This is a genomic window from Kluyvera sp. CRP (genome assembly GCF_019930565.1).
GTDB classification, from domain to species: domain Bacteria; phylum Pseudomonadota; class Gammaproteobacteria; order Enterobacterales; family Enterobacteriaceae; genus Kluyvera; species Kluyvera georgiana_A.
On sequence record NZ_CP082841.1, the window covers coordinates 436,211 to 451,480 of the forward strand.

Annotated in this window: 12 protein-coding genes; 7 read left to right on the forward strand and 5 right to left on the reverse strand. The window is 56.6% G+C overall.

Annotated elements, in window-relative coordinates; all coding sequences use genetic code 11:
- Nucleotides 1-82: 82 nt before the first annotated feature.
- The 5 genes from K7B04_RS02010 to K7B04_RS02030 all read right to left on the reverse strand — a co-directional run bounded on the left by K7B04_RS02010 (nucleotide 83) and on the right by K7B04_RS02030 (nucleotide 4,858).
- Complete coding sequence (locus K7B04_RS02010; protein ID WP_167576975.1) at nucleotides 83-1,753, reverse strand: hypothetical protein; 1,671 nt, start codon at nucleotides 1,751-1,753, stop codon at nucleotides 83-85.
- Between the two features lie 80 nt (nucleotides 1,754-1,833).
- Nucleotides 1,834-2,895, reverse strand: a complete 1,062-nt coding sequence (locus K7B04_RS02015; protein WP_167576976.1) for a DUF2955 domain-containing protein — start codon at nucleotides 2,893-2,895, stop codon at nucleotides 1,834-1,836.
- Nucleotides 2,885-3,952: an HlyD family secretion protein gene (locus K7B04_RS02020; protein WP_064547065.1), complete on the reverse strand. Its 1,068-nt coding sequence runs from the start codon at nucleotides 3,950-3,952 to the stop codon at nucleotides 2,885-2,887. The genes K7B04_RS02015 and K7B04_RS02020 overlap by 11 nt, the downstream gene beginning before the upstream one ends.
- 4 nt (nucleotides 3,953-3,956) lie before the next feature.
- Nucleotides 3,957-4,424: a MarR family transcriptional regulator gene (locus K7B04_RS02025; RefSeq protein ID WP_163448860.1), complete on the reverse strand. Its 468-nt coding sequence runs from the start codon at nucleotides 4,422-4,424 to the stop codon at nucleotides 3,957-3,959.
- A 95-nt stretch (nucleotides 4,425-4,519) separates the two neighbouring features.
- The gene (locus K7B04_RS02030; protein ID WP_163448861.1) at nucleotides 4,520-4,858 is read right to left on the reverse strand and encodes a YebF family protein; all 339 of its coding nucleotides are present in this window, start codon (nucleotides 4,856-4,858) and stop codon (nucleotides 4,520-4,522) included.
- A gap of 646 nt (nucleotides 4,859-5,504) precedes the next feature.
- On the opposite strand from K7B04_RS02030, the gene trpS reads away from it, so the two are divergent.
- From trpS to K7B04_RS02065, 7 genes are all read left to right on the forward strand, one after another.
- A complete protein-coding gene (gene trpS, locus K7B04_RS02035) occupies nucleotides 5,505-6,512 on the forward strand; it encodes a tryptophan--tRNA ligase (RefSeq protein ID WP_223803404.1) in 1,008 nt (335 codons plus the stop codon).
- Nucleotides 6,513-6,776: 264 nt separating this feature from the next.
- The gene (locus tag K7B04_RS02040; protein ID WP_167576979.1) at nucleotides 6,777-7,844 is read left to right on the forward strand and encodes an HlyD family efflux transporter periplasmic adaptor subunit; all 1,068 of its coding nucleotides are present in this window, start codon (nucleotides 6,777-6,779) and stop codon (nucleotides 7,842-7,844) included.
- The gene (rbbA, locus tag K7B04_RS02045; protein ID WP_223803405.1) at nucleotides 7,841-10,570 is read left to right on the forward strand and encodes a ribosome-associated ATPase/putative transporter RbbA; all 2,730 of its coding nucleotides are present in this window, start codon (nucleotides 7,841-7,843) and stop codon (nucleotides 10,568-10,570) included. Before K7B04_RS02040 ends, rbbA begins: the two co-directional genes overlap by 4 nt.
- Entirely contained in the window at nucleotides 10,570-11,694 is a 1,125-nt protein-coding gene (locus K7B04_RS02050) for an ABC transporter permease (protein ID WP_163449108.1), read from the forward strand. Before rbbA ends, K7B04_RS02050 begins: the two co-directional genes overlap by 1 nt.
- Before the next feature lie 171 nt (nucleotides 11,695-11,865).
- Nucleotides 11,866-12,978: a mandelate racemase/muconate lactonizing enzyme family protein gene (locus K7B04_RS02055; RefSeq protein WP_163449109.1), complete on the forward strand. Its 1,113-nt coding sequence runs from the start codon at nucleotides 11,866-11,868 to the stop codon at nucleotides 12,976-12,978.
- 66 nt (nucleotides 12,979-13,044) lie between these two features.
- Entirely contained in the window at nucleotides 13,045-14,415 is a 1,371-nt protein-coding gene (locus tag K7B04_RS02060) for an MFS transporter (RefSeq protein ID WP_223803406.1), read from the forward strand.
- Between the two features lie 51 nt (nucleotides 14,416-14,466).
- Nucleotides 14,467-15,210 carry a Crp/Fnr family transcriptional regulator gene (locus K7B04_RS02065; RefSeq protein ID WP_223803407.1) on the forward strand — a complete coding sequence of 248 codons (744 nt, stop codon included), beginning with the start codon at nucleotides 14,467-14,469 and terminating at the stop codon, nucleotides 15,208-15,210.
- The last annotated feature ends 60 nt before the right edge of the window (nucleotides 15,211-15,270 follow it).

Sequence of the window (15,270 nt, forward strand, 5' to 3'; positions counted from 1 at the left end):
AGAGTCTGTGTGACGATGAATGCCGGGAAAACTCACGTTCCCCGGCGAAATGCACTTAATGATTCGTGAGGTAAATCACATTTTACCCCTTCAGTTGGGTCAGTTCATGGCTCAGGCTATCGGCCAGCATGCGCACACGGGTGGGATCGAACATCACATGCAGCCCCGGAGAGGCCTCGGTATGTCGGGCGCAGAAGCTGTCCATTTCCGCCGCGCAGCGGTACAGCTCCTGAATATTCACCTGGCAAATCTCGCGCATGCTCCAGCTGTTCTCCACCAGCCGCGCGAAGTGCAGCGTGAAAAAGGCTTTTTGCGCGTGACGGAACAGCAGACAGTAGAGGTCAAATCCCTGCCACTCTTCCTGCCAGCGCTGGTGCAACGAGAAGGGAAACGCCGCGCGGTCGGCAAAGGCCAGCGCCTGTTCGCGTAGAGTTACCGCCGCCTGCCAGGCGCTGTCTTTCTCTTCCGCAATCAGCGACAGGTTACGCGCGGAGGTCTCGACGTCGCTGGCGCTAAAGAAAATATCGCGCTCCGAGCCGGGTAGCCAGTGGTTGCGGTTAAGCTGACCGTACAGGCTCCACACCGCCTGACCATAGCTCGCAGGCACCTGGCTGTGGCGATGGAAGACGTGGTCGCGCACGTAGATAGCCTGATACAGCACCTGCCCGGCCTGGCCCATCAGCGACTGAAACTCGTCGAAGGTTGCCTCATCGGGACGCCAGCCGTAGCACTCATCCAGCCAGTGGGTCAGCAGCGCCGCGCGGGTCAGATGCTCGTTTTCCCGCGCCAGAATCTGACTACAGGCCACCAGGTTGCATTCGCTCAGCGTGCCCATCACCCAGTGGTTATCGACCCCTTCCCAGCTGGTTTTGCACACCGCGCCGGTAATCGTGGGGTTGCCCCGGCACCACAGCAAGCGGCCCTGAAGCTCATCGATACGCGGGAAGGGGAACACGCCCCAGCCCACCTCTTCCCCCACCAGATCCAGCTCCACCCACACATCGCGGTCCTCGACATCCAGCAGCGCCGGGTTGTTGGGGAAGGTTGGCCAGAAGCGCTCCGGCGTCAGTTTAATGGACACCGAAACGCACTCCGGCAACGTGCGGATGGCCTCCATCACGTTGCTGATATCGTGGTTACCCGCCGGAAAAGCGCGCAGCACCAGGTGCTTATTTTCACGCATCACTGCGCGAGCCATAGCGCTGAAGCACTGGGTATAGCGGGAGAGACTGCGGGGATCAATATGCGGCGACGGGTCGTCCTGGCCGGTCAGCTCCCAGTTGGGGCGGGAGATCGGCAGCAGGCCGTCGGTATTGGAAAGCGCCACCAGCAGCCCGCTGATCGCCGGGATCTGCTGACACAGTAAGGTGAGTTTATCCGCCAGATACTGACACCAGAATTCGACGTCGAAGCGGATGCTGCCGTCTTTATCAATCAGCTGCGGGTGCGCCGCCAGCAGGTCAGCGGGAAAACTGAGCTCTTTGGCCTGAAGATAAAATTTCAGCCCATGCTGCTGGCAGTAACCGGCCAGCCGGTTGAGGTACACGCAGCGCGCGCGCTGCTGGCTGGAGAGGCGATCGTTGTACTGATGCGGGGTGTAGCCTTTCGGCGAAACGAGCTTATCAAACAGGTCCGTTTGCCCCACCACCACGGTCGTAAACTCATGGCGGGCCGCCCACTGCACCAGCTGGCAGGCTTTGTCCCAGTTCCAGAACTCCTGGTTATTCAGTTCCAGCGCACGCGTCTTCCACATTGTCTCTCTCCATCACGCCACCTCGGCGAGCGGCTATTGTAAACACAGATGGTAGAGAACAATCAGCGTCCTGAAGTGCGCTACTTCACAATAAAGCGCGTTGGCGCAAAGCAGTTGAGCAGGCGGTGCAGAATAAACACCATCGTCAGCGTGGCCAGCAGCGAAATCGTGACCGAGGTGGCGCGGTAGAGATCGCTGAACACCAGGTCGCCGTCCGGCTGCAGATTCTGGCCGAACATAATGCCGATGGTGGTGATGCTGGCAAAGCCAACGCCCGCCCCCACTTTTTCCATCACATGCAGCCGCGCGCTGAAGGCCAGCCCCAGGCCAATTAACGGCATCATCAACAGCATGTGACTGCTGTGATCGTAGAGGATCAGTTGCACCACCAGGATGTACAAGCAGGCCAGCACCACGCCAGCGACGCGCCAGATGGAGCTGATCACCGCGCCGCGGTAGTGCATGGGGAACAGGATCAGAATCCCCGCCATCAGCGCCGACAGCGAGTCGCTAAGATCGCTAATCTGAAAGACGATAAAGATAATCGTCGCCACGCTGCCGGAGAGCAGCGATTCATGGCGCACGCGGGCAGCGTCTTTTTCAATCAGCGGCGGCGGCTTGCGCGGCTCAGCATCCGGAATCAGGTAATGCATCAGCGCGCTGAGCGCCACCGCCAGAACGCTGGCTTCGATATTTGAAAACAGCAGCGTATGCCAGTTGGCCGTCGGGTAGCTCATAAAGTTGAGCATCACGCTCTGGCACACCACGCCCATCGAGCCGAACAGGAACAGCGGCCCTTTGCTCATAAAGCGAAAACGCATGACGTACAGCGCGAATACCACTACCGTCATCATCACCGGCCATTGGCTCAAATAGCCGATGATCAGCACCATTTCCAGGCAGTTTAGCGAAGCGCTAAAGATAAACTGTTTCGCCACATGGCGATTAAACACCGGCACCAGCGCGGTGAGCAGCAGCGGGTAAACCACGTAGAAAACGCCGTACTGGGTATCGAAAAAGCTCGAAATACTCAACGCCAGCATACCGGCAAAAGAGATGCGCAAGGTCTGACGGAAATCGTTCGCCGTGTAGACGATATTGCCGTGAGGGGTAAAGACCTGCGCGAGGGTGTTAATAGACATAGTGCAACCAGCTTATCAGGTGGATTTGCAGACCGGAGAAGAAGCGGGCAAACGCGCCTTCGCTGTTATATAGCTGAACGGTAGCGCGCGCGCCGGTCGGCAAGGTTTTCTCCAGCGGCTCGTCCAGCGCCACGTGAATGCGCATACGCTGCGCGTCGCGCACCCAGCGGGTAGATTGCTCCGGCTGCGATAGCTCGCCGTTCACCTCTTCCTGACCGGCAAGGATCCCGGCGTCGCTGCTGGTCACTCGCGCGGCGAAGACTTTACCCGGCATAGCATCAAATACCACCGCCGCGTCGGTTCCCTGACGCGTGTGGCGCAGGCTTTTTTCGCGGAAATCGGCGACGATGTCGGTCTGCTGATTGACCACTGCCATCACCGGGCTGCCCGCCGAGGCGTACAGGCCGGGACTCAGCTGCAAATTACTGACGGTGCCGTCAGCTTCAGCGCGAATTTTCGTCCACTCGAGATTGAGCTGCGCTTCCCGCAATGTGGTCTGATATTGCTGGAGCGTGACGTTGCGACGGTCATCGCGCTCGCCGCGCTGAATTTGCAGATTGTGAATCGAGGCGCGCAATGCACTCACCGACTGCTCGCTGGTCTGCCAGGTGGTGCGCACCTTATCGAGATCGGCCTGCGAGACGTTTTGCATCCGGCTCAGGCTTTGATAGCGATCGTAGGTCACGCGATCGTTACGCGCGGTAAGCTGGGCAGTTTTGAGGTTGGCCTCGGCGGCGGCAATCTGCGCGTCCAGCTGTTGATTGCTCAGCTTTGCCTGGGCCAGCGCCAGCGTCGCGGCATCGACCTTATTCTGGAACGGCGTTGGGTCCAGCTCATACAGCAGGTCCCCCTTTTTCACCGTGCTGTTGTTGTGCACATACACCTGCGAGACGTAGCCGGAAACGCGGGACGAAATCGGCGTCACCACGCGCATCACCGTGGAGTCCGGCGTGAGCGGGATCCAGATATCGGCAACGATAAAATAGGCAAACATCAGCAGGAAAGAGGCAATACTCACCCTTACCCAGCGGGCAAATTTCTGTTCTGGCGTCATCATGGTGTTATTCGGTTTTATTATTTTCTTCGCGGATATTCCGCAGATTGCAGGCTATTTGATTCAGGGTGTCGCTAAACTTCGCCATGTCAGCGGCGGGAATGCCGGTGGACACGCGCGCCTGTAAGGCTTCAATCACCTGGTTTAGCGTCTGGAGCACCGCCCGACCTTCGTCGGTCAGCGTCAGCAGGCGAATTCGTTTATCGTACGGCGATACCGTCCGCAGCAGGTAGCCCTGCTGTTCTAGCAGGGTGAGCGTACGCATCAGCGGCGGCAGTTCGATCCCCTGCATTTCCGCCAGCTCGCTGACTGAGACGTTATCACCCAGCTGATGCAGCTGCATCAGCACCGTCCAGCTGGACTGGGTCAAGCCGGTGTCGGTAATCGCATGATCGATGATAGAACGCCATTGGCGCACGACCATGGCCATACGCATCCCCATCGGGCGACGGGCAAACAGTTCATCTTCAGTCATGGCAATCTCCGATCGTGTCGTACGATTACGATAATACTTACCATGATAACTATCAAGGAACGAACTACCTAAACAGCATGGATTGTAAAATGGCCCTACTGACCGGCGATGTATTCGACGTCCATGGTTTCGCAATCAACAAAGCCAATACGTGCGAGCCTGGCCGATGGCCCTTTCGCCACGAACGGCACGCGATACTCATCTTCTTCAATCGAAACTTCGCCGAAGGTGAGTTCTGGCGTCAGGGTGCCCAGCGTGCGCTTTTCACGATACCAGTGGGGAAAACGGCCGCGTAGATAATCATCTTTGACGCGCAGCAGCGCTTTACGGGAAAAATCAATACGGCACACAGAGGTGGTATCAGGATACATCTCATGAACAACAAATATGGTGGTGATGCCCGCAGTCAGCAGGCTACAAAATAGTGCGGTCACTAATAATGTCTTTCTCATGCTGAAGGTAGGTATGTTGAGTTAAATAATTATGGCATCTGAGATTATTCTAAAAATAAATAAAAACATGTAAAGCAATGCATTGGTATTGTTTCGTAAATATCGAACAAACAACTCAATAAAAAGGATTAAACCTCCTCCATTACGAGTATTTCATTGTTAATGCATGGTGTTTATTTTGTTATACAACAACGAAGTAACGGCTTAGTTGCTGCAACGGCGCAGTAGTTTAGATCTAATAAATAATGCTACACAATTCGCTATTTTCGCATGACAAACACAAATTATTTTGAATATTAGTGGTAATGTATATAAGGGATATAATCAAACGTCACCCTCATAATTAAATATCAATAAGGTTACGTAACGTTATTATTTTCTGGAAAAAATTGGCTAATCATTTCGTAAAAAATTCGCCGTACTGATCATGTCAGGGGTAGACAACCAAGCCGGGTTGATGGCACGATGTCCGGATGAACACAAACGTAACCGTTACCCGCTCAAATCGTTGGTGGCTGCCTTTATAACAGGCGGCACGGGTTACGTTATCTTTTTCAAAGCCGCCGGAAGGCGGCTTTGTTGTTTTTCAGTCACGTCTTTCGGCTTTATGTCTTATAAGGAGCGACTGATGAACACCACACACACCATTCTTACCGGCGACCGTCCTACCGGACAGCTACATCTTGGACATTATGCTGGCTCGCTGCGCCAACGCGTGCAGCTTCAGCATGAACACCAACAGTTTATTCTGATTGCCGACCTGCAGGGGCTGACCGACAACGGCAGCAATCCGCAGAAAATCAGCCACAACATACTGGAAGTCATGGCCGACTATCTCGCCGTCGGCATCGACCCGCAACGCACCACCATTTGCCTGCAATCCGCCCTGCCCGCGCTGGCGGAGCTGACCGCGCTGTATATGAATATTGTTACCGTCGCCCGCGTGGAGCGTAACCCGACGGTGAAAAACGAGATTGCGCAGAAAGGTTTCTCGCGCGCGCTGCCGGTGGGCTTTATGGTTTATCCCATCAGCCAGGCCGCCGACATTACCGCATTTGGTGCCGATCGGGTGCCCGTTGGCGACGATCAGCTACCGATGATCGAACAAACCAACGAGATCGTGCACAAGATGAATAGCCTGACGACCGAACCGGTGCTACGCCACTGCAAAGCGCTGCTCAGCGACGTCAGCCGCCTGCCGGGAATTGACGGCGGCGCTAAAATGTCGAAATCGCTCGGTAATACGCTGACGCTGTCAGCCAGCGAGGCGGAGATCCACCAGGCGGTCAGCGCCATGTTTACTGACCCCAACCATCTGCGCGTGGCCGACCCGGGAAAAATTGAGGGCAACGTCGTCTTTACCTACCTTGATGCCTTCCATCCCGACAAAACGCTGGTCGCGGAGATGAAGGCGCACTACCAGCGCGGCGGGCTGGGCGACAGGCAGTGTAAGAACGAACTGGAAACCTGTTTGCAGGAGCTGCTGGCCCCCATTCGCGAACGCCGCGCGACCGTCATTCAGGATAAAGCGATGCTTCTGGATCTCTTACGCCAGGGCAGTGAGCGGGCGCATGCAGTGACGCAGCAGACGCTGCACGCGGTCAAGCGCGGGCTGGGGCTCCCCATTTTGTTCTGAGCGCCATAAGGGCATCAGGCTGTGCGGATGCCCTTCGCCTGTTTTGATTAATCGTGTTACACAATCAGCAAGTCCCTGTTAATGGTATGGACATAATCAATGCCGATGCTAGTATGACATTGACAGTAGCTATATTTATGCGTGTTTCATTTACGGCCAGGATTGCTGATGATGACCACATGAGTAGCACACTTCACAGCATCCTTTCCCCTCCTCAGTACGAAACGCGCGCCACTCAGTAACAGGGAACAGAGCGGGTAGCGTATGGACAAATTCAAGCGGCATTGGGCCTGGTATCTCGTCGGTTTAGCGGTGGCCATTGCCGCCGTGACATGGTGGATGCTGCGTCCACCGGGGCTACCAGAAGGCTTCGCCAGCAGCAACGGCAGAATTGAAGCCACCGAAGTGGATATCGCCAGCAAAACCGCCGGACGTATCGAGGCGATTCTGGTCAAAGAGGGGCAGTTTGTCCGCCAGGGCGAGATCCTGGCGAAGATGGACACCCGCGTCCTGAATGAACAGCGGCTCGAAGCCGCCGCGCAGATTAAAGAGGCGCAGAGCGCCGTCGCCGCGGCAAAAGCCCTGCTCGACCAGCGACAAAGCGAAATGCGCGCCAGCGAAGCGGTGGTGAAACAGCGCCAGGCTGAACTTGACTCAACGTCAAAACGCCACGCCCGTTCCAGCACGCTATCGCAGCGCGGCGCGGTATCCGCTCAGCAACTTGATGATGACCGCGCCGCCGCCGAAAGCGGTCGGGCTGCGCTGGAATCTGCCCGCGCCCAGGTTTCTGCGGCTAAAGCGGCCATCGAAGCGGCACGTACCAGCATTATCCAGGCGCAAACCCGCGTTGAAGCCGCTCAGGCCACCGAGCGACGTATCATGGCCGACATTGACGATAGCACGCTGAAAGCGCCGCGCGACGGACGTATTCAGTACCGCGTCGCCGAACCCGGCGAAGTGCTGGCCGCCGGTGGTCGGGTGCTGAATATGGTCGACCTGGCCGACGTCTATATGACCTTCTTCCTGCCAACCGAGCAGGCTGGCCTGCTGGCACTCGGCAGCGAGGTGCGTCTGATCCTCGACGCCGCGCCGGATCTGGTGATCCCTGCCCATATCAGCTTTGTCGCCAGCGTCGCCCAGTTCACGCCGAAAACCGTAGAAACCAGCGACGAGCGGCTTAAATTGATGTTCCGCGTTAAGGCGCGCATTCCGCCCGAGCTGCTGGCAGAACACCTGGAATATGTGAAAACCGGTCTGCCGGGCATGGCCTATGTCCGACTGGATAACCAACAGCAGTGGCCTGCCATGCTGATGGTGAGGCTGCCGCAATGAAACAGGACGCACATCCCCCGGTCGCTCGGCTTGAGCACGTCGGACAGCGTTTCGGCACGACAGTGGCGCTCAACGACATCACGCTGACCATTCCGTCTCGCTGCATGGTGGGGCTGATTGGCCCGGACGGTGTGGGCAAATCCAGTCTGCTGTCGCTGATTGCCGGCGCGCGAGTGATTGAACAGGGTAATGTGATGGTGCTTGGCGGCGATATGCGCGACGCCCGACATCGTCGCGATGTCTGCCCGAAGATCGCCTGGATGCCGCAGGGATTGGGTAAAAACCTTTATCACACGCTGTCGGTGTACGAAAACGTCGACTTCTTCGCCCGTCTGTTCGGTCACGATAAACACGAGCGCGAAGCGCGTATTGATGAGCTGCTGCACAGCACCGGGCTGGCGCCGTTCCGCGATCGTCCGGCCGGGAAGCTCTCCGGCGGTATGAAGCAGAAACTGGGCCTGTGCTGCGCGCTGATCCACGATCCGCAGCTTTTGATCCTCGATGAACCCACCACCGGCGTCGACCCCCTCTCCCGCGCGCAATTCTGGACGCTTATCGACAGTATCCGCGAGCGCCAGCCTGACATGAGCGTACTGGTCGCTACCGCCTATATGGAAGAAGCCGAGCGCTTCGACTGGCTGGTCGCGATGAACGACGGGGAGGTGTTGGCCACCGGCAGCGCGGAAGAACTGCGTACGCAAACCGACAGCCAGACGCTGGAACAGGCGTTTATCGCGCTGCTGCCAGAAGCGCAGCGCAATGCGCACCAGCAGGTGATCATCCCACCACGCGACGCGAGCGAAGAAGAGATTGCCATTGAAGCTCGTGGCCTGACGATGCGCTTCGGCGATTTTGTCGCGGTTGACCACGTTAACTTCCGCATTGCCCGCGGCGAGATTTTTGGCTTTCTGGGGTCTAACGGCTGCGGTAAATCCACCACCATGAAAATGCTGACCGGGCTGCTGCCCGCCAGCGAGGGCGAGGCCTGGCTGTTCGGTCAGCCGGTGGATCCGAAAGATATCGCCACCCGCCGCCGCGTCGGCTATATGTCGCAGGCTTTTTCGCTCTATAGCGAGCTGAGCGTACGTCAGAACCTGGAGCTGCATGCAAAGCTGTTCCATATACCGGATGATCAGATCCCTGGCCGTGTGGCGGAAATGAGCCAGCGCTTTATGCTTACCGAGGTCGAAGATGCCCTGCCCGCAGCGCTGCCGCTGGGGATCCGTCAGCGCCTTTCGCTGGCGGTGGCGGTGATTCATCGCCCGGAGATGCTGATCCTCGATGAACCGACCTCCGGCGTCGATCCGGTCGCGCGCGATATGTTCTGGCAGCTGATGGTGGATCTGGCGCGACGAGATAAAGTCACCATTTTTATCTCCACCCACTTTATGAATGAGGCGGAGCGCTGCGACCGTATTTCACTGATGCATGCGGGCAAGGTGCTGGCCAGCGATACGCCGCAGGCGCTCGTGGAACAGCGCGGCGCAGCCACGCTGGAAGCGGCTTTTATCGCTTATCTGCAGGAGGCTTCTGACCCGGCTCCCGTCGCGGAAATGGTGGATACGCCGCGTAAGAGTGAGAACGAGCTGCCGCGCCAGGCCTTTAGTCTGCGCCGCCTGTTCAGCTACAGCCGCCGCGAGGCGCTGGAGCTGCAGCGCGATCCGGTGCGCTCAACGCTGGCGCTGCTCGGTACGGTGATCCTGATGTTTATCATGGGCTACGGAATCAGCATGGACGTCGAGGATCTGCGTTTTGCGGTACTCGATCGCGATCAAACGGTTAGCAGTCAGGGCTGGACGCAGAACATTGCCGGATCGCGCTATTTTATCGAGCAGCCGCCGCTGTATAGCTACGACGATCTCGACCGTCGCATGCGCGACGGCGAGCTGGCGGTGGCGATAGAGATCCCACCTAACTTTGGCCGCGATATTGCCCGCGGCACGCCGGTGCAGATTGGCGTGTGGGTGGATGGCGCGATGCCAAACCGCGCGGAAACGGTGCGCGGCTACGTGCAGGCGATGCACCTTGCGTGGTTGCAGGAGATGGCTGGGCGTCAGCCTTCTGCCAGCCGGGATACGTCGTTGATTTCTATCGAGACACGCTATCGCTATAACCCGGACGTGAAAAGCCTGCCGGCGATCGTCCCTGCGGTGATCCCGCTGCTGCTGATGATGATCCCGGCGATGCTCAGCGCGCTGAGCGTAGTGCGGGAAAAAGAACTGGGGTCGATCATCAATCTGTACGTCACGCCAACCACCCGCAGCGAGTTTTTGCTCGGCAAGCAGGTGCCGTACATCGTGCTGGGGATGTTCAACTTTCTGCTGCTGTGCGCGCTGTCGGTGTTTGTCTTCGGCGTACCGCACAAGGGCAGCTTCCTGACGCTCACGCTGGCGGCGCTGCTAAACGTGACGATCGCCACCGGGCTGGGGCTGCTGTTCTCCACCTTTATGAAGAGCCAGATTGCGGCGATCTTTGGTACGGCGATCATTACGCTGATCCCCGCCACGCAGTTTTCCGGCATGATCGACCCGGTAGCCTCGCTCGAAGGGCCTGGACGCTGGATTGGCCAGATTTATCCAACCAGCCATTTCCTGACTATCGCCCGCGGCACCTTCTCGAAGGCGCTGGGTCTGGGTGACCTGTGGGGATCGTTTATTCCCTTACTGATTGCCGTACCGCTGGTATTGGGGCTTTCCGTATGGCTGCTGAAAAAACAGGAGGGGTAATGCGCGGATTACGCAATATTTATAACCTCGGTGTGAAAGAGCTGCGCAGCCTGCTGGGCGATAAAGCAATGCTGGCGCTGATCGTCTTTGCCTTTACCGTCTCGGTTTACTCCTCCGCGACGGTGATGCCGGGCTCATTGCACCTGGCGCCAATCGCCATTGCCGACATGGATAAATCGCAGCTTTCCTCACGGATTATCAATAGTTTCTATCGTCCGTGGTTTCTGGAGCCGGAGCTTATCACCGCCGATGAAATGGACGCCGGGCTGGATGCCGGGCGCTATACCTTCGCCATTAACATTCCGCCTAATTTTCAACGAGATGTGCTGGCAGGAAGGCAGCCTGATTTGCAGGTAAACGTTGACGCCACACGCATGAGTCAGGCCTTTACCGGCAATGGCTATATCCAGAATATCGTGACCGCCGAGGTGAACAGCTTTGTGTCCCGCTACCGCGAAAATAGCGTGCTGCCGGTGGAGTTGGCGGTGAGGATGCGCTTTAACCCCAACCTTGAACAGGAACGATTTGGCGCAGTGATGGCGATTATCAACAATATCACCATGCTGGCGATTGTCCTGACCGGTTCAGCGCTGATTCGCGAGCGCGAGCATGGAACGGTGGAGCACCTGCTGGTGATGCCGGTGACGCCGTTTGAGATAATGCTTGCCAAAATCTGGTCGATGGGGCTGGTTGTTCTGGTGGTGTCGGGGCTGTCGCTGATATTGATGGTGCAAGGCGTGCTGCAAGTGCCGATTGAAGGATCGATCCCGCTGTTTATGCTGGGGGTGGCGTTGAGCCTGTTTGCCACGACGTCGATCGGTATTTTTATGGGGACGATTGCCCGCTCAATGCCGCAACTGGGGCTGTTGATGATCCTGGTGCTGCTGCCGCTACAGATGCTTTCCGGTGGGTCCACGCCGCGCGAGAGCATGCCGCAGCTGGTGCAGGATATTATGCAAACTATGCCGACGACGCATTTTGTCAGCCTGGCACAGGCCATTCTCTATCGTGGGGCGGACTTTGCCATCGTCTGGCCGCAGTTCTTAACGTTGCTGGCAATTGGCGGCGTCTTTTTTACTATCGCGCTGGTTCGTTTTCGTAAGACGATTGGAGAGATGGCCTGATATCACGCTGTCTGTCACCCCGGCAGGCAGCGGCCAAATTCGCGATCCACTTCAAAAAACGCAGTTAATCCCTTCCGCTTCCGAGGATGTGTCAACCGTTTGACAGCCTTGCCGGAGGGCCGTTGTTACATTGCGGCCATCCGTCAGGACATACAGACACAGGAAGCAGCAATGAAAATCACCAAACTCACCACGTTTATTATGCACGTGCCGGTCACGAAAAATATTATCGGCGACTCAACCCATAGCATTACCCATTGGGGAATGCCGGGGGTGATGATCGAAACGGATACCGGTCTTGTTGGCTATGGCTATACCGGCACCCATGCCGATATCACCACCGACCGCCTTATCACCACGATCATTCAGGACGTTTTCGGCCCCATGCTGATCGGCGAAGATGCCAGCGAAGTCCGCTATCTGCACCGTAAGATGTCGCGCAGTTCGACCAATATCTGGGTTGGTCGCGGCGGTTTGATGCAAATGGCGCTCTCTGCCATTGATATCGCGCTGTGGGATCTTAAAGCCAAAATGGTCGAGCAGCCGCTATGGAAAGTCTTTGGCGGCTCGAAAAACACCCGCGTTCTCGCCTATAACACCGACTGCGGCTGGCTGGTCCGTGATACGGCGGAGCTGGTTGATGACTGCAAGAAAATGATTTTTGAAGAAGGGTTTAATGCCATCAAAATGAAAATCGGCAAGCCGGACCCGCGTGAGGATCTCAAACGTATTGAGGCCGTCAGAAAGGCGATCGGCGATGACGTGAATCTGATGGTCGACGCGAACGCCAAATGGGACATCAGTACCGCCAAACAATACGGCTCACGGCTGGCGGATTTCGATATCACCTGGTTTGAAGAGCCAATGTGGCACGATGACGTCGCAAGCCACCGTACGCTGGCTGAACATATCCACACGCCGATTGCGCTGGGCGAGCTTCTCTATCAATTTGATTCATTTAAAGAATTTGTGCTGGCGGGTGCCGTGGATTACCTGCAGCCCGATGCAACGCGTTGTGGGGGGCTGACGGCGGTTTGGGAAATTGCCGATCTGGGTCAGGCTTTCAATCTGCCGGTCACGCCACATCACGGTGACATGATGCAGGCGCAGCTGCACCTGGTCATGGCGCATCCTTCCTGCTCATTGCTGGAATTTATCCCCTGGACGCTGGACTGCTTCGTCGATCCGGTGGAAGTCAACGAGGGCTACTATTCTCTGCCCACCGCGCCTGGCGCCGGCACTACCCTTCGCCAGGAGGCGCTTGAGCGCTTTAGCGTAAGATAAACCAACCTGTATCGCCCGGGCACGGCTCGGGCCACAACAATAATGACAAATACAAAGAGGTGATTTATGCCCGCCCCTACCGATCAGGATTTATCACTGGCAATCCGTAAATCCATTCGTCGGATCATCCCGATGGTGACGTTGATGTTTATTCTGGCCTATCTGGATCGTTCCAACATTGGCTTTGCCAAACAAGAGTTTCAGCTGGATACCGGCCTCAGTGATGCGGCTTACGCTTTCGGCGCCGGGATCTTCTTTATCGGCTATGCGCTGTTTGAAGTCCCCAGCAATATACTGCTTTATCGTATCGGCGCTCGCGTCTGGCTTGCGCGTATTATGGTGACCTGGGGCCTCGTGTCCGCGTCGATGATGTTTGCCCACACGGAGTCGGTTTTTATCTTCTTACGCTTCCTGCTTGGCGTCAGCGAAGCAGGTTTCTTTCCCGGGGTTATTCTTTATCTGACCTTCTGGTTCCCGCAGCATATCCGCGCGCGCGTCACCGGCTACTTTCTGTTTGGCGCACCGCTGGCCTTCATCATCGGCGGGCCGCTTTCCGGTTCACTGCTGTCGCTTGAGGGCACGGTACTGGCATTTGGTTTGCACGGTTGGCAGTTGATGTTCCTCGTGGAAGGTCTGCTCGCCTCCGCCGTTGGCATCTGGGTCTTCTTCTATCTTGATGACCGCCCTGATAACGCTAGCTGGCTGACAAAACAGGAAAAAGAGGCGCTAAATAAAACGCTGGATCAGGAGGAACAGGTCAAACTCGCCCACGGTCCGAAAGGGGTGTGGCAAGCGCTGCTGGACATCCGTGTGCTTTATTTATGCCTGATCTGGTTTACGGTGCAGGTATGCGGTTATGGGATCTACTTCTTCCTGCCGACGCAAATCGCTACGCTGATGGGCACCAAAGTGGGCTTACTGGTCGGTTTCATTACCGCTATTCCACCGCTGTGCGCGGCTATCGCGGTGTACTACGTGCCGCGTATTTCGGAAAGATTGCAGGAGCGTCGTTATGTTGCCTCTATCACCTTTATGTCCGGCGCCGTCGGGATTGCCATCTCCGGGCTCGCAGACAGTATCCCGTTGATTGCCATTGTCGCTCTGTGCGTCGCTGCTGCCGGGCACCTGGCAATGCAGCCGTTATACTGGACCTTCCCCTCTTCTTATCTTGGCGGTGCGGCAGCCGCTTCGGGCATCGCGTTGATTAACTCGATGGGGAATCTGGGAGGATTTGTGGCACCAAACCTGCGCGTCTGGGCGGAACAAACCTTTCACTCTGCACAGGCGGGGCTCTATTTCCTGGCCATGGTGACGGCAGCGGGCAGCCTGATGATTCTGGCGCTCCGTCGGTTCGGCATTGAAAAGCCCATGAACACGCCGCCCGCCAACCGCAACGTATCGGCCAGCGAGGCAAAATATCTGCGCCACTCTGATTAACAGGAAATGATACAGTGCTACGACAACAATCAACCTCAGGCAGTCACAACGATGGTTAAGATATTGGCCGTAGCACCGTCACATGATCCCGTCATTTCGCCAGAGGAGATCAACACGATTCTGCTTGGCAGCAGTTGGTTTCGCGCACTACCGGATTATCTCATTGAACAGATGGTGTCCCGCGCCACTCTGTATCAATACGAGAATGGTGAAATCATTCACTACCGCGGTGATGAATCGCTGGGTTTGTATGCGGTCATCACCGGTTCCGTGAAGGTGAGTTCCGTCTCTGCCGATGGCAGAGAGTGTATTTTCCGCTATCTTTCGCCGGGCAACTGGTTCGGCGAAATTGGCATGATCGATAAGTCTACCCGCACCCACGATGCGAGGGCGATCGGTAAGACGATACTCCTGACGCTAAAGCCCCGCGATGTTGAGTTCCTTCTGCAAAACTACCCGATTCTTCATCGTTTTCTGGCGTTACTATTGTGTAAAGTGGTACGCAATGCCTTCACCATGCTGCATGACAGCACGTTGTTATCGGTGTCTGCGCGCCTCGCAAAGCGGTTAGTCAGCCTATCAGAGGGATACGGCGAGCCGCATGAACGGGGAGTGTTGATCAATCTCTATCTGACGCAGGACGATCTGGCGACAATCATTAATACAACTCGCCAAACCATCAATAAACGGTTGGTTGCGTGGGAGAAATTGGGATGGATAGACGCGAAGTACGGCAAAATTTTAATCGTCAATATCAATGCACTCAGGCAGTTATATGCTGATGAAGACGAATAGCGCGATCTGAGCGCTTTTCTATTTCGTACAGACGCAAAAAAGCCCATCCGTCAGGATGGG